Genomic DNA, 26,655 nt, shown 5'->3' with positions numbered 1-26,655 from the left:
GATCAAGAAGAAAAATACGGAGATGAACTATGGCTCTGACTGGCATTCAAATCTATAAGTTACTACCCCAAACCAACTGTAAAGAGTGCGGCTTCCCTACCTGCCTGGCATTTGCCATGAAACTGGCTGCCAAGCAGGTGGAATTATCCGCCTGCCCGTACGTGACCCCTGAAGCCAAGACTCAACTTGCTGAATCTGCTGCACCACCTATCCGCCTGGTTACCTTGAAATCTGATGGCTATGAAGTGAAAGCAGGGAACGAGGTGGTTCTCTTCAGGCACGATAAAACCTTCTACAACAAGCCAGGGTTGTTCATCAGGCTGTTTGATAACCAACCTATTGACGCCATTAAGGAAGTGGTAACCGAAGCGAGTACGTATGCGGTCAACTATGTCGGTATGGACCTGACCGTGGACGGTTTTGTTGTAGCTTCCACCGCAGGTGACCCAAACGCATTCACAACGGCCGTCCAGGCAGTACGCGCGGCCAGTAAACGTCCTGTCATCCTGATGACCCGCGATGCAAATGTTGCCCGAGCAGGTCTTAAGGCACTACAGGGTGAGACCCCATTGATCTATGGGGCAGATGCCACAAATTGGGAAGCTTTCGCAGACCTGGCCAAGGAAGCCAAGACTTCCCTGGGTGTGGTCGCCGGTTCACTGGCTGAGATGGCCGATCTCACTGAAAAGATAAAAACCAAAGGTGTTGAAGATCTGGTGATCGACCCGGGTGGCCGTGATCTGGGTTCTGGCCTGGCATTGGGCACGACAATCCGGCGATTAGCCATCAAGAAGAATTTCCGCGCCCTTGGCTTCCCGATGATCACCTTCCCTGGTGATGTGGGTGACCCCGGTCTAGAAGCACTCCACGCTGCGCAGGCGATCACGAAATATGCCGGGTTTATTGTGATGGATCATTTCAGCCCGGCGAGCATCTATCCACTGCTTGTCCTGCGCCAGAATATCTACACCGACCCGCAAAAACCGATCCAGGTCCAGCCCGGTATCTATGAGATCAATGCACCCAAACCTGAATCGCCCGTACTGGTAACCACCAACTTCAGCATCACTTACTTCAGCGTGGCGAATGAAGTGGAAGGCTCAGGTCTGCCTGCCTGGCTACTGGTGACAGATGCGGAAGGAATGAGCGTGCTGACTGCCTGGGCGGCCGGCAAATTCGATGCCGAGAGGATCGCCAAAGCGGTGAAGGGCTTCAATGTTGCCGATAAGGTCTCGCGTAAGCGTATCGTCCTGCCGGGGCATGTTGCTGTCCTGTCAGGTGAGTTGGAAGGAGAATTACCCGATTGGGAGATCCGGGTGGGGCCGCGTGAAGCGGTTGACCTGCCCGCATTCATGAAACAGGCACTCTAAACGCAATTAATTGCCTATTCATGATTTTAACTGTTCGGAGTGAGTGCAGCAGGGATAATCCTGCATGACTGAACATTCGGTAACCTTTGATATCGCAGCACAGCCAGTGCGCGTCCCCACGGGCACACTGCTGAGTGAGGCAGCGCGCCTGGCTGGCGTCGATATCGGGCAGCCGTGCGGTGGGCAGGGCCGCTGTGGCCGTTGTGCGGTGCAAGTCACCTCAGGTGATGTCCGCCGGCGCAGCTCTCTCCGCCTTAGTGCGGAAGATATTGCTCAGGGATATGCCCTAGCCTGCCAGTCGGTTATTGAAGGCGACCTCTCAATTACCGTCCCGCCTCAAGAAAAGATTGAACGCCGCCTGACGACCGACAGGACAGCTATAGAAGTATCTATCCCCATCGATTACGATCCAATCTATGTCCAGACCATTCGGCGGATTAACCTCAGGCTGGCGCCTCCACGCATGGACGACCAGACTGACGACTGGAGCCGGTTGAAAACCGCCCTGCGCCAAAAAACTGGGATCGAAGATATCGGTATCTCGTTAAACCTCCTGCAAAAACTTGGCAATATCTTGCGCGAGAATGATTGGCAAGTCACAGTAATCACCGATGCACACGTGGAGCTGGATGGCCAGCGCACGGATGAACGCCTGGTAGCCCTGATCCCCGATCAGGTGCCCATCGACGACCCGCTCTACGGCATCGCCGTGGATATCGGCACCACCACTGTCACCGTGTGGCTGGTTGACTTGATCTCGGGTAAGGTGGAAGCACAGGCATCGGAATATAACGGCCAGATTAGCCGGGGTGAGGATGTGATCTCACGCATTATCTACTCCGGTAAGAACGGGGGTCGTGAAGAGTTACAAAACCGCGTATTAGAAACGATCAACAAACTAGTCAACCAGACCTGCAAGCACGCAAAGGCCAGGCCCCAGGATATTGTCAAAGCCACAGTGGCTGGTAACAGCACAATGACACACCTGTTCCTGGGCATCCCAGCCGCCAGCATCCGGCTTTCCCCGTTCATCACAGCCGTTAACCAGCCCCCGATTGTCACAGCTGGCTCGATCGGCTTGGCGATAAATTCGGAAGCTACAGTGGATTGCTTGCCAGGTGTGGCCAGCTACGTGGGTGCCGATATCAGCTCGGGTGTGTTGGCTAGCCGCATGGATGAGACAGAAAAACTGACCCTCTTCCTGGATGTGGGTACCAATGGCGAGACTGTGCTGGGTAGCCGTGAATGGCTGGTGACATGTGCTTGCTCCGCAGGGCCAGCCTTCGAAGGTGCCGGGGTATTATTCGGTATGCGGGCTACCCGGGGTGCTATCGAAGAATGCTGGATATCAGGAGAAAATTCTCCTCATCCGTATGAGCCGACTTATCGAGTGATCGGCAATGGGAAACCGCGCGGCATCTGCGGCAGTGGTCTGATCTCATTGCTGGCCGAAATGTTCTTAACCGGGGTAGTCGATAAGGGAGGGATGATCAATTTATCACTTGTCGGTACTAACCCGCGCATCCGCGAAGGGGAGCACGGTCCTGAGTATGTAATTGCCTGGGGCAACCAGGTTGAAAACGGGAAAGATATTTCAATCAATAATGTCGATATTGATAACCTGAAGCGTGCCAAAGCTGCCATCTATGCCGGCTTCACCGTGCTGGCACAAAGCGTGGGTGTTCCGCTGGACATGGTCGAGCAAATCTTGATCGGTGGTTCCTTTGGCAAATACATCAACGTTGAAAAAGCCGTTCAAATTGGCTTGTTACCCGATATGCCCTGGGACCGCTTCAAATTCCTGGGCAATACCTCCGTGCAAGGCGCTTACCTGGCTCTACTGGATTGGCGTAATCGCGATCGCATTCGGGATATTGCCTCACAGATGACTTATATTGAGCTCTCAGCAGACAATACATTTTATGATGCCTTCATGTCAGCCATGTTTCTGCCGCATACCGATTTGGCGAGTTTCCCAAGTGTGGCTGCGGCGATTGAGAAAAAAACCATAACCCAAACCAGCGAAACCTAAGGAGGCCATATGTACATCATTGGTGAAAATATCCATATTCTTTCGGATAAGGTGAAAGAAGCTGTCAAAACGAAGGATGCAAAATTCTTTCAAGAACTGGCAGTGAAGCAGGTAGAAGCCGGAGCCCAGGCGTTGGATCTTAATCTAGGCCCGCGCAAAGTTGACTGGATGGATATGTTCCCCTGGATCGTGAAGACCGTGGAAGCGGTCGTGGATGTGCCATTGTCCATAGATACGATCAATATTCTGGGGGTCGAAGCAGCCCTGAAGACCGTCACCAAAGCTCAGCCAATCATCAACTCCGTTTCTGATGAGCCAGAACGATTGGAAAAAGTGCCACTGCTGGCGAAGCAATATAACGCTCGCCTGGTTGCCCTGACGATGAGTACGAGTGGAGTTCCGGTTACCGCGGATGAGCGTGTCAACATTGCCTTAGAGAAGCTCATCCCACGCATGGTGGAAATTGATTACCCAATAACAGATCTAATCATCGATCCATTAGTCCTCACTGTCTCAGGTTGTCAACAGTATTGCCCTCATCTAATTGAAGCCATCCGTACACTTCAGTTCGCCTGGGATCCACCACCGCAAATATCAGTCGGACTATCCAATGTTTCCAATGCAGTCCCACGCGAAGGAAGACCGTTGATCAACCGGGTTTATTGTGCCATGCTGATGGGCGTTGGTATGAATATGATGATCGCGGATCCACTTGATCTAGAGCAAAATGAAGTCATCCGCATCATTGAACAACGAGATTCCAGCACACCTGTTGGAAGACTATACCTGAAGATTGCAGATCGCATCTCAGCCATGGAAGAACCTCAACTGGAAGACGTAGATATGTCTGACCCTGAACAGGCAGCAATCTGGAAGACCATCCAAATCTTGCTCAACAAAGTCATCTACGCCGATGGCTATTTATCACAATAGGAGAACATTATGACCAATCAAGACCAAGTGACAATCGAACAATTATTAGCAAAGGCAAAAAAGCCCGCAGCAGATGCGATGGTCCTGCATCCATTTTACAGGGGGAAAGTCGAAACGGCTTTGAAATGCTGCGTGCGAGATTTTAACGATTTTGCCATCTGGTATACGCCAGGTGTGGCTGCCCCATGCCGCGCCATCGAGGCGGACCCGGAGAAAGTTTATGAATATACCAATAAATGGAATACGGTCATCGTAGTCAGTGATGGCACGCGCGTGCTTGGATTGGGTGATATCGGACCAAAAGCCGGCCTGCCGGTGATGGAAGGTAAAGCCTTGCTGTATAAGTACCTGGGTGGGGTGGATGGGGTTGCCATCATGCTTGACACGAAAGACCCGGATGCCATCATTAACACAACTTTGATGCTTCAACCAGGTTTTGGCGGTGTGAACCTGGAAGACATCTCCAATCCAAAATGCTTTTATATTCTTGACACCCTGCGGGAAAAAGCAGAAATCCCCATCTGGCATGACGACCAGCAGGGAACTGCTACGGTCACCCTGGCTGGCTTGATCAATGCACTCAAGGTGGTCGGAAAAGACAAGGAGAAAGTCAAGATCGCCTTCATTGGCTGTGGAGCTTCCAATGTAGCTATCTCGCGCCTGATCTTTAGCTGGGGGGTGAGGCCAGAAAATTGCCTCATTGTTGATAGCAAAGGTATCCTCGGCATGCACCGCAAGGACCTTGAGATGCGTAAGGCTGAGTATGTCGATAAATGGAAATTATGCCAGACCACCAACAAAGAAAAGCTGGAAGGTAATATCCCCGATGCGATTAAGGGAGCTGATGTGGTAATTGCCCTCTCACGCTCTGGTCCAGGAGTGATCCAGCCAGAATGGATCGAGACCATGGCCAAGGACGCGGTATTATTTGCCTGCGCCAATCCAGTGCCAGAGATCTGGCCTTGGGAAGCAAAGGCTGCTGGCGCAGCGGTCGTTGCCACCGGCCGCTCCGATTTTGACAACCAGGTCAATAACTCACTCGGCTTCCCGGGTATCTTCCGTGGTACCCTGGATGTGCGTGGCCGGACGATCACCGACGAGATGTGCTATGCAGCGGCCAATGCCCTTGCAGACCATGTTGGTAGTGCACTCACCAACGAGCACATTTTGCCCACCATGGATGACTGGGAAGTATTCCCACGCGAAGCTGCCGCGGTGGCGGTGAAATGTCAGGAACAAGGTCTGGCTCGCAAGCAGATGACCTATGAGGAGGAATTCAAGAACGCAACCGAGATCATCGGACGATCGCGCAACCTGACTCAGATGATGATGAAAGACGGTTTCATTGGCCAAGCACCTGTATAAGCAGAGAGGATATTAAAAAGGTGAACTATGTATGATCTAATTGTCGTCGGTGGTGGACCCGCAGGATTAACTGCAACAATCTATGCCATTCGTAAACGCCTGAACGTGCTGCTGATCACCAAGGACCTGGGAGGAAAGACGAATTTCCGCCTGGCCCTCCCCTGGGTAGAAGATTACCAGGTGATCAAAGGCCTTGAGATCGTAAATAAATTCAAAAGCGAGCTTGAGTACCTGGAATTTGCCCGCCATATGGAGCCCGCAGATAAGATCATCCGCAAGGAAAAGGGCTTCATTGTCAAGACACGCGGTGGTGGTGACCTGGAGACTAAAGCGGTGATCATCGCCACGGGTACCCGCCAGCAGCTACTGAACGTCCCGGGTGAAAAAGAGTTCATCATGCGTGGGCTGTGCTACTCAGCACTCAGCTATGCTCCCTTATTCATCGATAAGGCAACCGTTGTGATTGGTGATGGTGACCTGGCCCAGCGCTCGACCGCTGAGCTGGCTACCGTTGCCAAGCATGTGACTTTGGTCTGCCCAGCAGATAAACTGAAAGTTTCATATGTAAACGAAAACTTGAAGACTGCTAAGAACGTCACCATCCTGGAGGGGCATCAGGTAGTTGAAGTGAAGGGTGATGATTATGCCAAGAGCCTGATCGTCAAGGATAAGGCTGGCAAGGCAAGCGAGCTGCAGGCAGACGGGACTTTCGTGGAAATGGCCCTTGTACCCAATTCACAGATCGTTTCAGATTTTGTTGCCTTGGATGAGCAAAAGCGCATCATCATTGATCAAAATAACCACACCAATATCCCCGGCATCCTTGCAGCTGGTGATGTGACCAACACGTATGCAGAACAGGTGTTAGTTGCTGTGGGTGAGGGAGCCAAGGCAGCCTTGAGTGCCTATGAGTACCTGCTTTCATTGATGTAAACGAGCATGCCTGTGGGGAGTGGTTGTATGCCACTCCCCAAGCAAATCTAATCGCCAAGATGGAGGTTTATTATGCCCGGATTTACTCCAGTTAGAAGATGGCAGCCGCCCTACTATCCATTCCGTAGAGATCCCTATGGACTGCGGGTTCTTGAATCAATCGAGCGTCTCATTAAAGGACCGATGTTCGGATGCCGCATGTGCGGGAACTGCCTGCTACAGGAGACTGCATTCATTTGCCCAATGGAGTGCCCAAAGGGGGAACGTAACGGACCTTGCGGGGGCTCCACTACCGAGTACTGCTACGTCGATAAGACCCGTCCATGTGTCTGGTATAAGATTTACGAACGTGCCTTCAAGATGGGCCGGGAAGAAATGCTGATGGAAGTGCTTCCTCCACTAGACTGGGACAAAACGGGTGGAGAAACCTGGGGGGATGTGTATCACCAAATTAAAAAAGTAGGTGGCCGCAAGTTTTTCGGCGGGATATTGAAGAAACAGACCCGCCCTGAAGTCTGGTCGGCAGTCTTTCAGCCCATCCGCCAACCAGATTGGTGGAAAGGTGATGCCGAATACCATGCACCAGCTTATGCCGAGCCAGTTTCCAACCTGGAAAAGCGCCTGAAAGCCGGTGAATTTGTGGTAACGACAGAAGTCGCCCCACCCGCTACGGTTGCCACCAACAAGCTGATCAAGAACATAGAGCTGGTCAAGCCATACGTAGCGGCCATTAACTTCACTGACTGCCCCTCAGCCAGCCCGCGCATGTCCTCCTGGGCGTGCAGCTCGTTCACCGTGCAGGCAGGTGCAGAACCGGTCATGCAGATCGCAGCCCGCGACCGGACCCGCATCGGCCTCCAGGCAGAAGTGTTGGGTTCCAATGCTTTAGGTGTGCGCAATGTCCTGTGCCTGTCGGGTGATAGCATGAATATGTCCAGCACCCCCAAAGGGAAGATGGACATCCTCGACATGGATTCGATCCACATGTTGTGGATCCTGCGCCGGATGCGCGACGAGGCCATTTACATGGATGGCCGGTCGATAATGTTCCCACCCAAATATTTCCTCGGCGCTGCAGGCTCACCCTATGCCTCCAATCCGAAGATCCAGGCTATTCGGGAACATAAAAAGATCAATGCTGGGGCGCAGTTCTTCCAGACTAACCTGGTATATGACCCGCAGAAGCTGGATGACTGGCTCGAAGCCCTGGAAGTGCGCGGCATCCTGGATAAAGTTTACATCCTGATTGGGATCACGCCGCTCAAGAGCCTGAAGGTGGCCAAGTACATGAACGAAGAAGTACCTGGCGTAACCATCCCCGATCATCTGGTCAAGCGGATGGAAGCTGCCGGTGACAAAGCCGATGAAGAAGGCGTGCAAATCGCCCTCGAGCTGATCGATGCGGTCAAGAACAAGAAAGGCGTGAACGGGATTCACTTGATGGCCGTTGGTTGGGAAGAGATCGTGCCGCGCATCATCACCGAAGCAGGCATCCTGCCTCCCGACTTCACACCCCCTCCAGCTCCGGCACCGAAAGGATAGGCCAAAGGATTTTACTGGTTGTATCTATTATTGGTTTACAAATGACTTTACGCAGGTTGATATTAAATAAAACCGGGCAAGATGTGCAGCGCTGTCGAGGCTGCCAGCTGTGTAACGGAGAATTCAGCCAGGACCAGGATATCCCACTGGATAGCCTGGTCCAGCTTATTATAATGAATGATGAAGAAGTCCTTACTTCACGGACTGTATGGTCCAATGAAGTCCTGCGTTCAGCGAAAGATGCCTGTGCGCGTGAGCTGGACCTGGAAAAAATCCTGCTCATTTTGAGGGATGAAGCTATTAAGCGGGGATTGGTCAAGCCCGAGAACCGACCTTAGTTGGGTTATAATTCTCGGCACTTTATTATTTGGGAGATACGATGAAACTAGCGATAAGTGGTAAGGGGGGTGTTGGCAAGACAACCCTGGCAGCCCTGCTGGCCCAGGTGTACGCAGACTCAGGCCGCCAGGTATTGGTGGCAGACGCAGACCCATCACCGTGCCTGGCAGGTGCGTTGGGTTTCCCGCAGGAATTGCGCGATCAGCTGCACCCCATCGCTGAGATGGATGCTTTAATCGAAGAACGCACGGGCGCCAAACCAGGGACAATCGGTGGGTTTTTCACCCTTAACCCTCGCGTGGATGATATCCCCGAGCGATTCAGCGTGGTGCACAAAGGTGTACGCCTGCTCGAAATGGGTTCTGTGGATACCGGTGGTTCTGGCTGTATATGCCCGGAAGCTGCCATGTTAAAAACCCTGTTCACCCACCTGCTTTTTCGCAAAGATGAGATCTTGATCCTGGATATGTATGCCGGGGTCGAGCATCTCGGCCGCGCCACCGTTGATTTTGTGGATGCCATGTTAATCGTGGTGGAACCGACCCGCCGCAGCCTGGGCACCGCCTCACAGATCAAGCAGCTGGCAAATGATATTGGCCTGACACGCTGTTATTTGGTGGGGAATAAAGTGCTAAACGAAGACGAAAAACTATTCCTTGAAGCTGAAACCCCTGGGTTGCCTGTTTTAGGGATTATGCCGGCTGATCTCGGCGTCCAGGAAGCCGATCGACTGGGGATCCCTGTGTATGAGCACGTCCCTGCATTACGCAAGGCAGCTGAGCTGATGGCTAAAGAGCTGGACGAGCAGCTGGTGCGGAGTATGACCGAATGACGATCACAATCGCACTGGCTGGAAAAGGTGGGGTGGGTAAGACCACCATCGCAGGGATGGTGATCAAGTACCTGGTTCAAAACAAGCCCGGCCCGGTACTGGCGATCGATGCCGACCCGAGCAGCAACCTGAATATGGTGCTAGGCCTGGAGCTGGATTGGACTGTCGGGGATATCCGTGAAGACATGTTGGCCCAGGTTAAAAACTCTCTGGTAGCTGGCGGGGCAGCCATGGGTGCCTTGCCGGGGGGTATCTCCAAGCATGATTATCTCGACCACAAGATCAGGGCATCGCTTGCCGAAGGGGAAGCATTCGACCTGATCGCTATGGGTCGCTCGGAAGGCACGGGCTGCTATTGCGCAGTCAACCACAACCTGCGCGAGGTGATCGATTCGATCAGTAAGAATTACCGCTTCATCGTCATTGATAATGAAGCCGGCATGGAGCACTTGAGCCGCAGGACCACCCGCGACGTCCAACACCTGCTGGTGGTCAGCGACCCTACCCAACGCGGCATCGTGGCTGCCGAGCGGATTGCCTCCTTCCGCAATGAGCTGGACATCCGCATCGAGCACGCCTACCTGATTATCAACCGCCTCCCGGGCGAGCTCCCTGCCAGCCTGAAAACGGAGATCAACAAGCTGGATCTCCCCCTCCTGGGTACGGTACCCGCGGATAACGACCTGATCAACTTCGAATTCAGTGGGAAACCCCTGGTAGAGCTGGGAAATGAATCGCAGGTATACCAGGCGGTGGCTGGAATCATGGAAAAAATCCTGTAATCTAAAAACTCGCCGGTAAGAAACTAACCTGTCAGCCCGAACAAGCAGTCTTTTGGAAAAATGCTTCCAACCCATGGAAGCATTTTATGCTTAATTTATGCCCCACATCATCCTCACAGTACGTAACGCTGGCACCTGCCCTCTCCAGGTCAGCCACGCTTTGCCTGGCTTTCTCGACCGGGACAAGCTTGTCTTGTGTTCCATGGGCGATAAATACCGGCATCCCCTGCAAGCGAGTCGGTCGTAACCAGTCTGACGCTCCGTCCGCCAGGAAGCCGGATAATCCTGCCAGCGAGGTGACCAGCTCAGAGTGCATGATGGCAATCGAATAGGCAAAAGCTGCCCCCTGGCTGAACCCAACCAGGTGTAAGTTAGAAAAATCCCCTGAGGGGAAATACTTTTCCGATAAAACGGGAAGCAATCTCTCTACTGCACGTTGAAAATCAGCCATCCACGGCCAGCGTTTTGAGATCTCGGGATACCAGCTATAACCTGCACCAGCGGCTTTAAATAGGCCCCGTGGCGCAATCATCAGTGCATTCCGGGGTAGCCGCGGTGAAAATACCCACATGGAGCGTTCATCACCTGTCCAACCATGCAACAGCAGGATAACAGGAAAAGGGCCTGTCCCCTCAGGCTGGTGAACACGCATCACCCAGCCACCGATGGATATTTCGTGGTCCGCGTTCGACATTATCCGCTATATCCCTTGGTTATTGCGCTTCGCGATCCAATCGATCAACCACAACGAAAGGACAATCAAAAGGAGAGGTAGCAAAACGCTAATCAGGCAGACTAAACCCATCAGAGCTGCTCCTTTCCCAATAAAAATGTAAATCAATCCATCGCCAACGATGAACAGCAAAATGACGAAGCCAGCCACCAGGCGAAAATTAGTCTGCCTGGAGTATTTACGGAGATCACGCCCCATGCTTTGCTCTCCGCCCAAAGGTTAATAATTGAGACATCTTCCGGCTAAATCGCCGTCTCAACTCCCCCGCTTTGCGGAGGGCAGGCAGTGCTTCCTGAGCTGCCAGCTCACCGGTCATGATCACCTGGCGGATGTCCACCCGATCCACAATGCCTATCTGGCCTAGTTTCGGACGGATGATCACATCGGGACGTTCAAGCTGAAGCTGTTTATCCATCAGCATCTGACCGGAAAGGTCCATGGAGTGGATAAATATATTAAACGCCTGAGCCAACCGTAACCTCCCTGCCAAGCGATACACCAGGGGCAGGTTGGTCATTAGAAGAGTGGCATTGGTGGTCGAATTGATACCCGCGTCCACCTGCCAGCCCAATGGCGGTGATAAAACCACCGCAACCACTGGAATATCAGGATTGAAAGCCCGCGCTTCAGCCACCGGGATAGGATTCATCACTCCCCCATCCACCAGCACATGGCCTGAAATGTGCCTGGCAGGAAAGATGCCCGGTGCTGCACTGGTTGCTAATACCCCGTCCATTAATCTCCCTTGTTTAATGACCACCGGGAGGCCAGTGTTCAGATCTGTAGCCGTAAGCGCCAGGGGCAGGCGCAGCTCATCAAAACTTCGCTCACCGAGCAGCTCACCTAAGATCGCTTCTACACCCGCAAAGCCTAAGAGCGCTGGCCCATCACCATGCATGTGAGCAAAGAAGTTACCCTGGTCGATATCTCTCAGGCGGTTCTCCATCTCATCTGGGGAATACCCAGCCGCATAAAGCGCGCTAACCAGCCCACCTGCGCTTGTCCCAGACAAACCTCGAATTTGTATCCCGGCCTTTTCCAGAACGCGGATGACCCCAATGTGGGCAAATCCCTTTACCCCACCACCACTCAACGCTAATGTAATATTCATCCATCTGATTGTATCCAGAGGAGGTTCTCTGGTCAAGGAATGGTAAAATCTGTCCGTGAATTCGCGGCACACATGGCAGCAGGAATATCAATCAGAAATCGAACACGCTGAGCTGGCACGCTTAAATGGAAATGCAGGTATGGCGCGGGTTTGTGCCAGGCGTGCCGCCGGCATTGTCATTGGCGAATATCTGGCGCGACACGGTTATTCCAAACTCACCCATAGTGCTTATGACCGAATAGCGCTTTTTAATCGCTTACCAGAAGTAGACCAGGGACTCAAGATCATTGCACAACATTTTTTGCTCAAGGTGAATAAAAATCACGAGTTCGCCCAAGACCTTGATTTGATAAAAGACGCCCAGATCCTGAAGAAAACCTTACTCACCAACGAAAACTAACGACTATGCGCATATTAGCACTCATCAACAGCGATTATGGTACCAGGCATGTGACCAATATCACCCAGCATGCTCCTCCACATTGGACTATCAACCAGTGGAGAGCCCCGGTTTTCTTTCCCCTGGTCATCGATTACCCCGAAGAATTTATCCCCTCTGATCTTCCGCCTGCAGACCTGATCCTGTCCTTCGCTGAACACAAAGGAGTGGCAGAGCTCATTCCAGACATTGCCAAAATGACAGAGGCGCAAGCGGTGATTGCCGCAGTGGATAACGAAAACTGCCTTCCACGCGGGCTGGCTCGCCAGCTGCGCGGCTGGCTTGAGAAGATGGGGGTTGCCTGCGCCACCCCTAAGCCACTCTGTTCACTGACTGAATCAGACTACGGGGTCACACGCCGGCAACGCCTGGAACACCACAGTCCTCTGATCGCAGAGTTCGCCCATTACTTTGGGAAACCGGAGTTTTCAATCATCGTTGACCCTCAAACCCGGACGGTCAAGTCGGTGGAGGTTAAAAGGGACGCTGTGTGTGGTTGTGCCCGTTTTGTAGCGCAAAAACTGGTAGGGTTGTCGGTCGATGTAGCAGAGTATGAAGCAGGTATGGCTCACCACCACTACCCCTGCCTGGCTAGCATGGGGAAGGATATCGACTTTGGCGATACCTTGATGCACATTTCAGGGAACATCATGAGAGACAATGTGGCAGACCAGGTAAAGCCATACAAAAAGATCCAGTATATTGCGCCAGGGTTTCGATCCGATGAGATACCTGGAGAAAAAACTTGAGCCACATCTGTGGATATGGCCCGAGGGTATAAAATATTACATTACCGTCGAAGGCGATTATTCGGCTAATTTCCGTGTCCTGGATGACTGCATCATACCCAGAGCGCTGAGAATTACCAGCATCAGCCTGATCCACAAAGAAAACAGGAAGAACAAACCGATCACCCCGATCAAGGCAAATACCAGAGGCCTGCGGATATCCTGTTGTGTTTCTTCGACCTCAGGATAGCTGTAATTCATCAACCCTTTTTGCAGGTTTTGAATAAATTCTGGGCGAGGTGAGACTGGCTGCAGGCCTGATTGCAGCATGGATTCCACATCGATCAGATCCCGTTTGCCCTTTTTTGATCTTCGGCGAAATAAACTAGACATTTCCGTCATCTCACTTAGGCGACTGCATATGCAACAATACCAATAGTGCCTGGCCCTAAATTAGCTGCCACTCCAATGGATAACTCCGAAATGAACGACTCATTGATATGCAAAGTAAGGGAGACTTTGTTCATCATCTCTTTGGCTGTATCCAGTGATTGAGAATGGACAACCGCGACGTTCACCAGCTTGTCACCTACCCGCTGGTGAATGATATCCAAAACCCTATCAAGCGATCGCTGGCGGGTGCGAACAATTTCTCTCATGTCCAGCAAGCCTTCTTTCAGGATAATGATCGGTTTTATTTTGATTAATGCTGCCAGGGCAGCGGGTAAGTACTTGACTCGCCCACTTCGGCGGGCATATTCAAGCGAATCCAGGGTAAGGACAATATTGACGTTCTTACGAATAACATCCAGCCGTTCAAGGATGGCCTGGATGGTGGCACCTGCTCTTTCGAGCTGCCGTACTTCCTGACACATAAAGCCCATAGCTGCCGAGCCCGAACCAGAATCAATCGGGATAATGGCCAGTTTTTCTTTAAGCTCCTTGGCTGCCATCACAGCTGAATCGAACGTCCCCGAGAGCTTGCTGGTTACATGCAAGGATAAAATCGTATCTCCAGCACGGGCGATGCGCTCATAAAGATCTACGAACTGTTGCGGACTCGGCTGGGAGGTTTTGGGAATGACCCCTGTCGTGTCGGCGAGACGGTAAAAATCATCATTGCTGAGATCAGTACCTTGCAGGTAGGACTTGTCTCCGAATTGAATATTAATCGGTATCACTTCGACCTGATACTCCGCTTTCCACTCGTCCGGGATATCTCCTGCGCCGTCTATGACAATTCTTAACATGGATCCGTCCTCTAATTCTCCAGTTTTTCATCCATGGATAAGCTATCCATTTCAACTCGCAGGGCAAGCAGGGTGCGATGATAAAGGCTTTTCACTGCCCCTTCTGTGCGGCCCATGATTTGCCCAATCTCAGCATTTGATAAATGCTCTACAAACTTCAAGATGATCAGCTGCTGGCGTTCTGGTGGCAAACCCTGGATGATATGCAGCAGATTATTCTGCTCTTCCATATGTAACAAGGTAACCTCAGGATGCTCAGAATGGGGGATCGCTGCATAGCCTTCATCCAATGATATTTCAGGCCGTCTGCCACGATCACGATGCCAGTTAGCCACCAGGTTATGCGCGATCCGGTAGAGCCAGGCTGAGACCGGTAAACCCCGTTCTTCATAGTCCGGGATCCTGCGCATGGCGCGAAAGAATACTTTGGCAGTCAGGTCTTCCGCCTCATGTTGGTTACCCGTTCGATAATACACATAGCTGAAGATCCTCCCGACATACTGTTCATACAATAAGCCGAAGGCTTCATGATCTCCGTGTATGGCCTGATTTAGATTAAATTCTTCAGCGGTGTTTGACAACCAATCACCCTTTTCAGGCGGGAGTTCTATACAGATGAACCCCGGTTTTGAAAAAAAGTTTCACCGAGTATATCATGATGAATGCTTGTCGAATATGCTCTTAAGCCTTGATACATGAGGATAGACAATTCCCATGCTGGTTGTTTTATGACGCTCACTCTTCTTCATGTTGGGCTAGCCGTGTAATCTCATCCAAGCCCTCGGTGAGCAAACGCTGGAGAAGAGCTGCGGTCTCAGCGTAATCAGATAACTCGCCATTAATTGGGTCTGAGATATCCGCAACCTGTCCGACCATCTCGCTCAGCATATACGTGCGGTCAGCATAATCGCGGTACTGATCTGCAAGCCATCTCTTGTGGTCTTCCTCCATGGTAAGTAAAAGATCGAATTTCTCTAACATGCGTAGAGTGATGGATTGCGAGCGATGTTCACTGATGTCCATCCCCATCTTTTCCATGACATACTTCGATAGAAAGGCAGGCTCGCGGCCATCCGTTGCCCAGGTACCGGCAGATTCGACATGCCACTGGTCAGCATCCGGCTGATTTGCCAGGATTTTTTTTAATATCGCTTCTGCCATGGGCGAGCGGCAAACATTGGCGGTGCACACAATGAGTATAGCTGGCATAATTTGTCTTTGTTCGGCAGATGATTTAATCGACCAGAACGATCCTTCGATCAATAAAAAACCATCATGCCCAGAATTTGTTAAATCCTATATAAATATATATCCGACTGCGAGTATTTGGTTTTACGGTTCACTTAAATCCTGGCATTGATCAGGAATGTTTTTTGGGCTCAAGCTGGCCTGCATCCAGCTCAATTGGGACATAACGATCGCTCAGAAATTGAAGCAGAACCCGCACGCGTTCTGTTCCAGGCAAACGGGTATCGAAAATCGCTTCGTAGCCTTCAAAAGGTCCATAACCAATCCGGACCACATCACCCTTGTGCAGGTCATCAAACACCTCGCCACCAGCTTCTGCAATCTCCTTTACACGGCGCATGATGGCGTTGATCAAGTTATCCGGCACTGTCGAAGGCTCGCCGCCAAAACTTACCAGACCATTCGAGTGCGGCAGCCATTGAAACGTGGACAGTCCAACTGCGTCGATATCCACTCTCACGAACAGGTACCCAGGGAAATATGACCTATACTTCCGCGACCTGGGATTCACCGGGTTGACGCGTAAGCGTGGATAGAACACCTCAAAACCACGCACGCGCATCTGCTTGGTGACAACCTCTTCTTTTTGCGGTTTGCTCCGCAGTGCATACCAGTGTTCAGGCATTAATCTTACATTTCTCCCAGAATGAGCTTGTTAAGCAATCTACTCTCGTACTTACAAAACTCATTCACCAATAATCATGCACTCCAAGAAGCACATTTAAGTGAATATTATAAAACATTATATCTTCACACCACTTTGATTCCAGTGATGCGCGAAAGTAATTTCCTGAATAACCAGGTGGGTGGCAATAGTAGAAAATGGATCAGGATGGTAATACCGAACACCGTATTGATGGCGTTCAATGCCAGGATTAGCCCCCCTTCCAGGCGAGTCGCCAGCCATGGTCCCAATCCGATTAGCAGGATCAACCCAAGCAACCCCAAGACCATGAGTCCAATTGGCAACCAGGACCTGCGGTCAGAAGCTGAAGGCATCATTGTGCTGCTGACCGTGAAAACCAGGTAGAACCACAGCCAGAAATCAGGCTGGTGGATAATAGTCCCAAATGCCTGGCTGATAGCTTGTAGCTGCCCTTGAATAAGACTGCTCCAGACCGTATCGAGACCAAGCCGGTACACCCCCACCAGTGAGACAAAGACACCTCCGGTGAGCATGGGAGCGATCCCGATCAGGGCGTCCCGAAAAAAATCGGTCTGCGCCGTCTCCACATACCCGAGGCGAATGCGTCCTTCATCGATTTTCTTGGGCATGATTGAAAATCGCCCCGTTCTGACGCCCAGGATCTGTGCCATGATAAAGTGACTCGATTCGTGCAAGAGCACACCCGGCAGGAATAACAAGGCAAATAAACTCATCGATAGGTCAGCCTGGCGGGTGATTACCAAAAAAACCGCCTGTATTTCCCGCTGCAGAAACCGCGGAAGGTAGACCATGGGCACCAATAACAGCAATAAAAAAAGGAAGGTGCTCCAGAGCTGATTGTGCATTAACGGGAAGCAGCGGCAACAATTGGGACGAACTCGCTGGCTTTCAGGCTTGCTCCACCCACCAGCGCGCCATCAATATCAGGCTGATCGAATAATTCGCCGGCATTGCTGGCTTTGACTGAACCACCGTACAGGATACGTACTGCTTGAGCCGTTTCCCTGCCATATACTTGCTCCAGTCCACCCCGGATATGGCCTCCTATGACCGCATTAGCCCCTTCTGCAGTTGCTGCTCTTCCTGTACCGATCGCCCATACAGGTTCATAAGCAAGCACGATAGTTCGCGTCAATGTAGCGTCTATCCCATCCAACCCGGCCGTTAACTGCCTGGTCACCACCTCTGCAGTAGAGCCGGCTTCATTCTCTTCTAGCGTCTCCCCAATGCACATTATCGGGATGAGCTGATGGCTTAGGGCTGCCTTAACTTTCCGATTCACAGAAAGGTCAGTCTCGCCAAAATACTGCCGCCTCTCAGAATGACCAATGATCACGTATTTACAGAATTCAGCCAACATGGGGGGAGCCACCTCACCCGTGTACGCGCCGGAGACTTCCCAGTGCATGTTCTGCGCTCCCACAGCAATTTCGCTGCCTTCCAGCATGGCCGCCACGGGGAGGATCGATGTGAAGGGCGGGCATAAAACGATATCGACGCCTTGAATTGTGGCTAAACCCGGAAGCATTTCAGAAACTAAGACCCGGGCTTCACCAACAGTCTTGAACATCTTCCAATTACCTGCCACCAACGGACGGCGCATAATCACCTCGTATGTATCAATGGTTACAGAATAATGACTTGTTATCTGGATACCTAGTATTTTGCTTGCTTACGCAATCAAATTTTACCAAGCAGAATTGCTCGAACAGGAATGGATAAAAATCAGCATTTCTTCCATCCCCAATTGGGTTTTGGGAAATGCTGATTTATCGTTATTTGTCCTGTAGCGCAGCCAGGCCTGGCAGCTCGATGCCTTCCAGCATTTCTAGCGAAGCACCGCCGCCGGTCGAGATGTGGGTGATTTTATCCGCAAGGCCTGCTTGATTGACCGCGGAAACTGAGTCACCCCCACCGATCACCGAGACAGCCTTGCTGGCAGCTACAGCCTTGGCAACCCCGATGGTTCCCTCTGCAAAACGTGGGAATTCAAATACTCCCATGGGACCATTCCAAACGATCGTGCCAGCAGTGGAAATTGCCTTGCCAAAATTGGCAACTGTGCTCGGCCCAATATCGAGGATGCGCCAACCATCGGGAACTGGCCCCATGGCAATGACCTTCATTTCAGCCTCGGCATCATACTTGTCTGCAATAACTACATCCACGGGTAACCGCAGGTGGGTAGCACCCGATTTGAGCAGCTCGCGCGCAGTATCTAAAGCTTCATCCTCGCATAAGGAATCGCCAATGGGATAACCCTGGGCTTTAAAGAATGTATTGGCCATGCCACCGCCAATCAAGATCTGGTCAGCCTTGGTCAGCAGGTTGCGGATCACTCCGATCTTATCGCTGATCTTTGCCCCGCCCAGGATGGCAACAAATGGTCGCTTCGGGTCTGCAATTGCCTGCCCCAGGTATTGAATTTCTTTCTCCATCAGAAAACCCGCCACGGCTGGAAGATAGTGGGCCACACCTTCCGTGGAAGAATGGGCCCGGTGAGCTGACCCGAAGGCATCATTGACGTAAATGTCCGCCAGGGAGGCCATCTTGCGGGCTAACTCGGGATCATTTTTCTCTTCTTCAGGATGGAAGCGGGTATTTTCCAGCACTAATATCTCACCGGGTTTGAGGGCTTTGGCGGCTGCCTCGGCAGCTGGGCCAACGCAATCCTCGGCAAAGGCCACCGGCTTCCCCAGCAATCCGCTTAAATAAGCTGCGACAGGGCGCAAGGAAAATTTTGGATCGGGTCCACCCTTGGGGCGACCCAGGTGGGAAAAGAGGATCACTGCAGCACCGTGTTCCAACAAATAATTAACGGTTGGCATGGCAGCCACGATACGGGTGTCGTCGGTTACCTTACCATCCTTGATGGGCACGTTGTAATCTACCCGTACCAGCACCTTTTTTCCTTTTATATCGACATCTGTAATGGATTTCTTATTGAACATATTCCCTCCATATATACAGGAAGCGGATGGCGGTCAGCCATCCGCTTCTAGAGTTTGGTCTACAGGGATTTAGCGAGTAATGCAGCTAAATCAGCAGTGCGAACAGAATAACCCCATTCGTTATCATACCAGGCGACGATCTTGGCGAAATTATTCCTTTCCTTGCCTAGTACCAAAGTGAAGGGTAGATCGACGGAAGAGCTGTGAGGATCGCCCTTGAAATCGATACTGACCAATGGCTCGTCAACTGCCTGCAGGATGCCCTTCAGTGGACCCGCCGCAGCATCACGGAATGACTGGCGTAGCTCATCCGTGGTCGTGCTATTTTCGAGCTCGACGGTTAAGTCAATCACTGAGACTGTGGGAGTCGGGACGCGTAGTGCATAGCCATCCATCTTGCCTTTCAAGTCAGGGATCACCAGGCTGATCGCTTTAGCTGCGCCGGTAGTGGTGGGAATGATGCTCAATGCAGCTGCGCGCGCTCGGCGCAGGTCGCTATGGGGCAGGTCCAGGATCTTCTGATCGTTGGTGTAGGCATGCACAGTGGTCATGAACCCGCGCACGATCCTATACTTATCATGGACTACTTTCACTGCTGGCGCCAGCCCATTGGTAGTGCAGGATGCGTTCGAGATTACATGGTGGATCTTGGGATCGTACATGGCATCATTCACGCCTAAAACAACTGTCAGGTCTTCCCCTTCAGCAGGTGCTGAAATGATAACCTTTTTAGCGCCACCCTTGGTGATATGGTTCTCCGCACCCTTAACAGTCTTGCCTTTTTTATTTACCCCATCGCTCTTGATGGTGAACAGTCCGGTGCTTTCAACTACGATATCCACACCTAATGAGCCCCAGGGGATGTTCGATGGGTCGGTTTCCTTGAATACCTTGACTTCCTTGCCATCCACGAACAGCGAATCATCCTTAACTTCAACAGTGCCGTCAAATCGCCCATAATTACTGTCATATTTCAACAGATGAGCCATGGTTTTCAGGTCACCAATGTCATTAAATGCCACCACTTCCAATGTGTCTGGATGATAATCACGGATTGCCTTCAATACCTGGCGGCCAATCCGTCCAAAACCATTGATTCCTACTTTTGTTGTCATTTTTTCCTCCATCCGAAATATTATTCAGCAGCATGCCTTTCGGTCAGGCTCCTGTGATTTACCCATAGAAAATATTCGTTGATTATTCTACCAAAGGTCCTGTTCGTTCTTGATACAGGTCGACCAACGTTCTGGCTAATTTGGATGAATCATGCCGCCAGGGTTGGATCGTGTCAGCAAAATTTGCCCGATAGATGGGCACCTCCAATTCTTGCTCCGGTGTGGTTTTCACCCAATCTGTGCCGGGAGGTAATTGTGCCTCAAAATTATCATTCGTGACCACAAGATCGAAAAGCGTCGTCCCAACATGGTCACTGATTACTTTAACATGATCTTCACAGCTATAGCCTTCAGTTTCGCCCAGTTGCGTTGCCACATTACACACATAAATCTTTAACGCCCGGCTGGCCCGGATGGCGGCTGCAATATCTGGGACAAGTAAATTAGGCAGAATGCTGGTAAACAGGCTTCCCGGTCCAACCACAATCAGCTCTGCCGCAAGGATAGCCTGGATAGCCAGCGGATATGCAGCCGGGTTATTGGGTTCCAACCATACCCGCCGTACGTCCCCGGGGAATGTGGGGATGGAGCTTTCACCTTCCACCCTTACTTCGCCAATGTTATGAGGGAGCTGAACGTCGGCAACCAGACGGACATCATGCAACGTAGCAGGAATTACTTTGCCCTGAACTGCCAAAACTTTACCGGATTCAACCACTGCTTCTTCAAAACTGCCCGTGATTTCTGACAGGGCACTGATGAACAGGTTCCCAAAAGGATGTCCATTTAGCTCATCACTGGTATCGGTGAAGCGGTATTGAAACAGTTGGGTCATCAGCGCTTCATCGCTCGACAGGGCAGCCAGGCAGTTGCGGATATCACCCGGAGGCGGGATACCCTTGGCTCGCCTGATCCTGCCCGAAGAACCACCATCATCCGCGACGGTCACCACTGCAGTAATGTTGTAGCTATGGCTCTTCAATCCGCGTAACAGGGTGGCCAGGCCGTGCCCGCCCCCAATGGCAACGATGCGCGGCCCGCGTTCTTTTCTTCGGTGGTCGGTGAGCTCATCCAGCATAGGTTTTCCTGACCGGCGGTAAGGTGCCAATAGCGAGCGGTTGATGCCCCATATCCCTAGCAGAAGCAATCCAACCCCAATCCCCCCGAAGATCAGCACACGCACCGGGCGGCTAAGGGCACGCAGTGATGCAGTAGATAATATCGGAAGCCACCAGGTATCGGGAGCGGTGCGGTAAACTTCCAACAGCAAGAATGCCAGACCAACGGCTAATAGTGTAATACCAAGGAGGATGATCAGCATCCACCGCTTTACCCCCAAACCTGGAACCAACCAACCGAGAGGATTATTGACCCGTTTCCAGGTCTTTTTTTGATTGCCCGTTTTAGCCTTGCTCATACCAACCCTTGATGATAGCAGTCTTTAGGCATCTCGTCAACAATAAATTATGCTATACTGTGAAACATGGGTCGAAATTTCATTGTTGCAGATGTTGGGGGAACTCACATACGGACTGCCTGCATTCCGGTTGATAGCCAAAAACCAATTGATGTAAAAAAGATCAGCACCAAGGAACCAGGTACTCCGCATGAACGGCTCATTAATCTGATCGCTGCCATCGCCCCTGAGGGTGATGAAATCGCAGCCATCACCATTGCAGCTCCAGGTCCAACCGACCCATATGAGGGGATCGTCTTTGAGGCACCCAACATCCCTGGCTGGACAAACCTGCCACTCAAGAAGCTGGTAGAGGAGCGATTCGGTGTGCCAGTCGCCATTGGCAATGATGCCAACCTAGCTGCCCTGGGTGAATGGCGATTCGGAGCCGGTATCGGTCACAAGAACTTGATTTATTTTACGGTCAGCACTGGCATCGGCGGCGGCGTGATCATCGATAATCAATTACTGCTCGGTGTACATGGCCTAGCCGCCGAGCTCGGCCACGTCACTGTCATCCCTGATGGACCCTTATGTAGTTGTGGGCAGCATGGGCACCTGGAAGCTGTCAGCTCCGGCCCAGCGATCGCACGCTGGGTGGAGCAGGAAATAACCAAGGGTGTGCCATCTAGCCTGACCGTCAAGCATCCGATTACGGCCAAGGATATCTCGGAGGCAGCTAGCCAGGGGGACGAGCTTGCCAAATCAGCCCTTGCACGGGCAGGCTGCTATATGGGGATTGCCGTCGCAGATTACCTCCACATATTTAACCCCAGTATCGTGATCATTGGGGGTGGGGTTTCAATGAGTGGTGAGATATTCTTTGGGCCGTTACGCAAAGCCATGCAAGAGCATGTCTTGTCTCAAAAGTATATTGAGAACCTGATCTTGACCACCGCTTCCCTGGGCGACGATGTAGGCTTAATGGGTGCCCTGGCTCTTGCTGAAAAACTGGACGAACCAACGCCATGCCCATAATCACCAAGCGATGGGAGGTGGCTCCTGTACTCCCGCATGATGTCGATCAGGAGTTGAGCGGGTATCCCCCGATACTACGCCAGTTATTATTTAACCGCAGCTATACAACTCATGAAGAGGCACGTATCTATTTAGAGGCCCAGGCTCCACCCGGCTGCGAGCCTGCGAATATGCTCGATGTGCCCAAAGCTGCAGAGCGCATAAGCTATGCCATTCAACATCAGGAGAAGATCATCGTCTATGGTGATTATGATGCCGACGGGGTTACAGCCACTGCCCTTTTGACGTTGGCATTAAGATCACTCGGGGCAGATGTGGAAGAATATATCCCGAACCGTTTCGATGAGGGATATGGCCTGAACCTTGAGGCGATCCGCAGCCTATCTGACAAGGGGGCACGCCTGGTAATCACCGTGGATTGCGGTATCCGTTCGTGGGATGAAGCAGAATATGCACGTTCTCTCGGCCTTGATTTGATCATCACCGACCACCATCATCCACTGGATGAGCTGCCTCCCGCATTTGCGGTGGTCAATCCAAAGCAATCCGGGGATGTTTACCCGGAGAAAAATCTCTCGGGTGTGGGCCTGGCGTATAAACTTGTGGAAGCATTAGCGTTATCAGGCCAATACCCTGCCTTGCACGCGAATGATTATCTCGACCTGGTTGCCCTGGGGACAGTCGCCGACCTGGTCCCGTTGACCGGCGAAAATCGAGCCCTGGTCAGATCAGGGCTGGAGCTGATCCGCCAACCCATCCGCCAGGGGATGATGGCACTCATCGGCGTTTCTGGGTTGATACCCGCCCGGATCACGACCGGTGATATCAGCTTCATGCTGGCACCCAGGCTAAATGCCTCGGGCAGGCTTGAATCAGCCCTGGCATCTCTGCACCTGCTCACCGCCCAGGACCCTCAACAAGCAGGTCAGCTGGCGCAATGGCTGGAAATCCAAAACCGTGAGCGGCAAAAGATCACGCGCGAAATCCAGGCTAAGGCTGAAGCACAAATCATCACTGATGAACAGATCCCGCTGCTCCTTTTTGCAGCTGATGCGGAATACAATCCAGGCGTGGTTGGCCTGGCAGCCTCAAGACTCACCGAGCAATATTATCGCCCGTCGATCATCGCCCACTTTGGCGAGGATTACACCCGCGCGTCCTGCCGCAGCATCCCGGAGTTTCACATCACCAATGCCCTGGATCAATGCAAGGAACTTCTAGAGCATCATGGTGGCCATGCTGCGGCTGCCGGCTTCACCGTACGCAACGATCTGCTGCAAACTTTGATCGAACGGCTGCGCGCGATTGCTTTTGAACAGCTGGGTGATCTGGACCTGCGCCCAAAGATTACCGCTGAGCTCGAGATCCCATTATCCGAGCTCAGGCCTGAGCTGCTCAAGTACACCGGATGGCTCCAACCTACAGGCATGGGAAATCCAGCGCCGATATTCATGTCCAGAGACTTGCGTGTGGTCCGTCAAAAGGCCATCGGTACCGATAACGCCCATTTAAAAATGGTGGTCACCGACGACCGGATAACCTTCGATGCAATCGCCTTCAGGCAAGGGCACTGGATCGCCCAGCTGCCTCCCAGGGTTGACTTAATGTATACTTTCGAGGTCAATGAATTTAATGGCCAGGTATCGCTGCAACTTAATGTAAAAGATATCCGGGCCACTCAGGGGTAAGCTCCCGCGATTAATCAACAAACCGATATTTGAGCAGGGTCCACACGGCAATAAAAGCATCACGCATCTTGATCTTTTTCCCCTCGTTGTAATCGCGCGGGTTAAACTCAATGGGTACTTCATATAAGCGAATTTTTCGCTTGAGAATCTTGGCTGTAAATTCAGGCTCGAACTCAAATCCATGGGCATGCAGCGGAATATCTTTAACCACCTCACGGCGGAAGAGTTTATATCCAGTTTCCATATCGGTCAGGATATTATTGTAAAGGATATTGGTGATGAAGGTTAATATCCTGTTGGCCACCATATTCCAAAATAAAACAGGCCTGCGCCCTGCCCCAAGGAAACGCGAACCATAAACGATGTCGGCAATTCCCTCCTGAACCGGTTTTAGTAAATGGGGATACTCACGCGGATCATATTCAAGGTCAGCGTCCTGGATGATGATTAGATCACCGCTGGCATTTTCGATCCCATCACGCACAGCCCGGCCTTTACCCAGGTTGCGCGCATGGGTGATAAGCCTGATCTCCCCCTGTTCAACCAGGGTTTTAAGGATTTCTCGGCTTCCATCGGTCGAGCCGTCGTCGATGACCAGGATCTCGTCCACCAAACCGGTAGCTTTGACCCGCCGGATTATCTCCTGGATTGTTTTCTCTTCGTTATATTCTGGGATAATCACTGAAAATTTCATTGCATCTCCTGCGCTTTAGCTTAATTTTAACTGATAATTGAGAGACTTATAACTTTCCAAAACAGTCCAGCATGCTATAATCATCCTTGATACCTGATAAAAGCCATTTTATATGGAGGTTGGACCATGGATACTTCAACACGTGCCAAACCAATGATGGGGACCGCGAGTGGCGTTTTCAACCCTTCAATTCTAGAAAATATCGAGGATACAGGGCTCTCGACCCTCTGGCTTCAGGACCTGGCGCTGAAAATTCTCTATTTCCAAGGCTATATGACAGGTTATAAGATTGCCGAGGAAATGGCGTTGCCGTTCACGGGGATCATCGACCAGCTCCTGGAAAATTTGAAACGCGATAAATTTGTTGAAGTCAAAGCCTCCCAAATAGGTTTAGGTGAAGGGGCATACCTGTATGCAATCACCATGGCAGGGGCAGACCGGGCAAGGGAAGCCATGGAACGCAGCCAATATGCTGGACCTGCGCCGGTGCCTATCCAGGAATACAATGAATCGGTGCTGCGCCAGGCCCAAGGTCGCCCGACCGTATCCAACCGCATGTTGCATCAGGGGCTCTCTCACCTGGTACTGCCTGACACGACCTTGCAGCGTATCGGGCCAGCTGTCAACTCAGGTACCTCGATCTTCATGTACGGGCCGCCTGGAAACGGCAAGACAAGCGTGGCCAGGGCAATCGGGAATATGATCCTTCACGAAAGCATGTATATCCCATATGCCATATATATCGATGGCCAGGTCATAAAAATATACGATTCGGTAAATCACCAGCTGTCACCTGATGAATCTGCTGCTTCGAGTGGAGCGGCTGGTGGGAAGATGACCGGGCGGAAAGACTTACGCTGGATACGCATCCGCCGGCCGTTCATTGTCACCGGTGGAGAGCTGACTCTGTCAGGGTTAGACCTGGTCTTTGATAATGTGCACAAATTTTACGAGGCTCCATTCCAGATGAAGGCCAACGGCGGCATCCTGCTGATTGATGATTTTGGCAGGCAGCTCGTACGTCCGCGCGATTTACTTAACCGCTGGATCGTGCCGCTAGAAAACCGCATAGATTTCATGACCTTGAACACGGGCCGGAAGATCGAAGTACCCTTCGATGTGCTGGTCGTTTTCTCAACCAATCTCCCGCCGCGCGACCTGGTGGACGAAGCCTTCCTGCGCCGTCTACGCCATAAGATTGAAGTGGGTGATCCGACATTTGATGAATATCGCGAGATCTTCTCCAGGGTTGCAGCAGCCAAGGGTGTCCAATATAATGATGAAGGTCTGGCATACCTGCTCCAGGAATGGTACATCAAGCGCGCCCGCAAGCTGCGCGGCTCCCATCCACGCGATCTATGCGACCAAATCCTGGATATCGCCCGCTATTTATCGGTAGAACCGTCCATGACCCGTGATCTTATCGACCGGGCGGCGAGTGCTTATTTCGTGGAGCTATAAACCACTTT

28 protein-coding genes are annotated in these 26,655 nt (G+C 51.8%); 14 read left to right on the top strand and 14 right to left on the bottom strand.

All coding sequences use genetic code 11. From position 1 onward, the window contains the following. Positions 1-29: 29 nt before the first annotated feature. From C3F13_08050 to C3F13_08010, 9 genes are all read left to right on the top strand, one after another. A complete protein-coding gene (locus C3F13_08050; protein ID PWB53849.1) occupies positions 30-1,370 on the top strand; it encodes an acetyl-CoA decarbonylase/synthase complex subunit gamma in 1,341 nt (446 codons plus the stop codon). A 64-nt stretch (positions 1,371-1,434) separates the two neighbouring features. Then, complete coding sequence (locus C3F13_08045; protein PWB53848.1) at positions 1,435-3,402, top strand: ferredoxin; 1,968 nt, start codon at positions 1,435-1,437, stop codon at positions 3,400-3,402. A 9-nt stretch (positions 3,403-3,411) separates the two neighbouring features. Beyond that, on the top strand, positions 3,412-4,335 hold the full coding sequence (locus tag C3F13_08040) for a hypothetical protein (protein ID PWB53847.1): 924 nt from the start codon (positions 3,412-3,414) through the stop codon (positions 4,333-4,335). A 9-nt stretch (positions 4,336-4,344) separates the two neighbouring features. Further along, positions 4,345-5,700: a malate dehydrogenase gene (locus tag C3F13_08035; protein ID PWB53846.1), complete on the top strand. Its 1,356-nt coding sequence runs from the start codon at positions 4,345-4,347 to the stop codon at positions 5,698-5,700. A gap of 27 nt (positions 5,701-5,727) precedes the next feature. Next, positions 5,728-6,633 carry a hypothetical protein gene (locus C3F13_08030; GenBank protein PWB53845.1) on the top strand — a complete coding sequence of 302 codons (906 nt, stop codon included), beginning with the start codon at positions 5,728-5,730 and terminating at the stop codon, positions 6,631-6,633. A gap of 72 nt (positions 6,634-6,705) precedes the next feature. Beyond that, positions 6,706-8,175 carry a hypothetical protein gene (locus C3F13_08025; protein PWB53844.1) on the top strand — a complete coding sequence of 490 codons (1,470 nt, stop codon included), beginning with the start codon at positions 6,706-6,708 and terminating at the stop codon, positions 8,173-8,175. A 41-nt stretch (positions 8,176-8,216) separates the two neighbouring features. Beyond that, a complete protein-coding gene (locus C3F13_08020; protein PWB53843.1) occupies positions 8,217-8,513 on the top strand; it encodes a hypothetical protein in 297 nt (98 codons plus the stop codon). A gap of 29 nt (positions 8,514-8,542) precedes the next feature. Beyond that, the gene (locus tag C3F13_08015; GenBank protein ID PWB53842.1) at positions 8,543-9,346 is read left to right on the top strand and encodes a hypothetical protein; all 804 of its coding nucleotides are present in this window, start codon (positions 8,543-8,545) and stop codon (positions 9,344-9,346) included. Continuing rightward, positions 9,343-10,128: a carbon monoxide dehydrogenase gene (locus C3F13_08010; protein PWB53841.1), complete on the top strand. Its 786-nt coding sequence runs from the start codon at positions 9,343-9,345 to the stop codon at positions 10,126-10,128. Before C3F13_08015 ends, C3F13_08010 begins: the two co-directional genes overlap by 4 nt. Before the next feature lie 31 nt (positions 10,129-10,159). On the opposite strand, the gene C3F13_08005 is transcribed toward C3F13_08010, so the two are convergent. The 3 genes from C3F13_08005 to C3F13_07995 are packed head-to-tail and all read right to left on the bottom strand — an operon-like array spanning position 10,160 to position 11,972. Next, the gene (locus C3F13_08005; GenBank protein ID PWB53840.1) at positions 10,160-10,822 is read right to left on the bottom strand and encodes a hypothetical protein; all 663 of its coding nucleotides are present in this window, start codon (positions 10,820-10,822) and stop codon (positions 10,160-10,162) included. A 6-nt stretch (positions 10,823-10,828) separates the two neighbouring features. Beyond that, complete coding sequence (locus tag C3F13_08000) at positions 10,829-11,059, bottom strand: hypothetical protein (protein ID PWB53839.1); 231 nt, start codon at positions 11,057-11,059, stop codon at positions 10,829-10,831. Further along, the gene (locus tag C3F13_07995; protein PWB53838.1) at positions 11,049-11,972 is read right to left on the bottom strand and encodes a hypothetical protein; all 924 of its coding nucleotides are present in this window, start codon (positions 11,970-11,972) and stop codon (positions 11,049-11,051) included. The genes C3F13_08000 and C3F13_07995 overlap by 11 nt, the downstream gene beginning before the upstream one ends. Before the next feature lie 55 nt (positions 11,973-12,027). On the opposite strand from C3F13_07995, the gene C3F13_07990 reads away from it, so the two are divergent. Together C3F13_07990 and C3F13_07985 are read left to right on the top strand one after the other, a co-directional pair. Continuing rightward, complete coding sequence (locus C3F13_07990) at positions 12,028-12,372, top strand: hypothetical protein (GenBank protein PWB53837.1); 345 nt, start codon at positions 12,028-12,030, stop codon at positions 12,370-12,372. Between the two features lie 5 nt (positions 12,373-12,377). Beyond that, positions 12,378-13,160: a hypothetical protein gene (locus C3F13_07985; protein ID PWB53836.1), complete on the top strand. Its 783-nt coding sequence runs from the start codon at positions 12,378-12,380 to the stop codon at positions 13,158-13,160. A gap of 57 nt (positions 13,161-13,217) precedes the next feature. On the opposite strand, the gene C3F13_07980 is transcribed toward C3F13_07985, so the two are convergent. The 10 genes from C3F13_07980 to C3F13_07935 form a co-directional block, all read right to left on the bottom strand. After that, complete coding sequence (locus C3F13_07980; protein PWB53835.1) at positions 13,218-13,532, bottom strand: hypothetical protein; 315 nt, start codon at positions 13,530-13,532, stop codon at positions 13,218-13,220. 14 nt (positions 13,533-13,546) lie between these two features. Then, positions 13,547-14,389 (bottom strand): hypothetical protein, encoded by an 843-nt coding sequence (locus C3F13_07975; protein ID PWB53834.1) that lies wholly within the window; start codon positions 14,387-14,389, stop codon positions 13,547-13,549. Positions 14,390-14,400: 11 nt separating this feature from the next. Further along, entirely contained in the window at positions 14,401-15,006 is a 606-nt protein-coding gene (locus C3F13_07970; GenBank protein PWB53833.1) for an RNA polymerase subunit sigma-70, read from the bottom strand. Positions 15,007-15,124: 118 nt separating this feature from the next. Further along, complete coding sequence (locus C3F13_07965) at positions 15,125-15,652, bottom strand: hypothetical protein (protein ID PWB53832.1); 528 nt, start codon at positions 15,650-15,652, stop codon at positions 15,125-15,127. A 97-nt stretch (positions 15,653-15,749) separates the two neighbouring features. Then, positions 15,750-16,262 carry a hypothetical protein gene (locus C3F13_07960; protein ID PWB53831.1) on the bottom strand — a complete coding sequence of 171 codons (513 nt, stop codon included), beginning with the start codon at positions 16,260-16,262 and terminating at the stop codon, positions 15,750-15,752. A gap of 125 nt (positions 16,263-16,387) precedes the next feature. Continuing rightward, on the bottom strand, positions 16,388-17,149 hold the full coding sequence (locus C3F13_07955; protein PWB53830.1) for a hypothetical protein: 762 nt from the start codon (positions 17,147-17,149) through the stop codon (positions 16,388-16,390). Beyond that, on the bottom strand, positions 17,149-17,907 hold the full coding sequence (locus C3F13_07950; GenBank protein PWB53829.1) for a triose-phosphate isomerase: 759 nt from the start codon (positions 17,905-17,907) through the stop codon (positions 17,149-17,151). Before C3F13_07950 ends, C3F13_07955 begins: the two co-directional genes overlap by 1 nt. A gap of 172 nt (positions 17,908-18,079) precedes the next feature. Next, on the bottom strand, positions 18,080-19,255 hold the full coding sequence (gene pgk / locus C3F13_07945) for a phosphoglycerate kinase (protein ID PWB53828.1): 1,176 nt from the start codon (positions 19,253-19,255) through the stop codon (positions 18,080-18,082). A gap of 59 nt (positions 19,256-19,314) precedes the next feature. Beyond that, on the bottom strand, positions 19,315-20,370 hold the full coding sequence (gene gap, locus C3F13_07940) for a type I glyceraldehyde-3-phosphate dehydrogenase (GenBank protein ID PWB53827.1): 1,056 nt from the start codon (positions 20,368-20,370) through the stop codon (positions 19,315-19,317). 82 nt (positions 20,371-20,452) lie between these two features. After that, complete coding sequence (locus C3F13_07935) at positions 20,453-21,787, bottom strand: hypothetical protein (protein PWB53826.1); 1,335 nt, start codon at positions 21,785-21,787, stop codon at positions 20,453-20,455. A 66-nt stretch (positions 21,788-21,853) separates the two neighbouring features. Between C3F13_07935 and C3F13_07930 the strand changes: the two genes are divergently transcribed. Both C3F13_07930 and recJ read left to right on the top strand, forming a co-directional pair. Next, on the top strand, positions 21,854-22,804 hold the full coding sequence (locus C3F13_07930) for an ROK family protein (protein ID PWB53825.1): 951 nt from the start codon (positions 21,854-21,856) through the stop codon (positions 22,802-22,804). Further along, on the top strand, positions 22,795-24,492 hold the full coding sequence (gene recJ, locus C3F13_07925) for a single-stranded-DNA-specific exonuclease RecJ (GenBank protein PWB53824.1): 1,698 nt from the start codon (positions 22,795-22,797) through the stop codon (positions 24,490-24,492). Before C3F13_07930 ends, recJ begins: the two co-directional genes overlap by 10 nt. Positions 24,493-24,502: 10 nt before the next feature. Here recJ and C3F13_07920 read toward each other — a convergent pair whose 3' ends face one another. Continuing rightward, positions 24,503-25,186: a glycosyl transferase gene (locus tag C3F13_07920; protein ID PWB53823.1), complete on the bottom strand. Its 684-nt coding sequence runs from the start codon at positions 25,184-25,186 to the stop codon at positions 24,503-24,505. Between the two features lie 126 nt (positions 25,187-25,312). On the opposite strand from C3F13_07920, the gene C3F13_07915 reads away from it, so the two are divergent. After that, positions 25,313-26,647: an AAA family ATPase gene (locus C3F13_07915; protein ID PWB53822.1), complete on the top strand. Its 1,335-nt coding sequence runs from the start codon at positions 25,313-25,315 to the stop codon at positions 26,645-26,647. Positions 26,648-26,655: the final 8 nt, after the last annotated feature.

It is taken from the genome of Anaerolineales bacterium (assembly GCA_003105035.1).
Lineage (GTDB): Bacteria > Chloroflexota > Anaerolineae > Anaerolineales > UBA4823 > FEB-25.
Note: the sequence above shows the minus strand (reverse complement) of the source record. Positions and strands in the feature narration are given on the sequence as shown.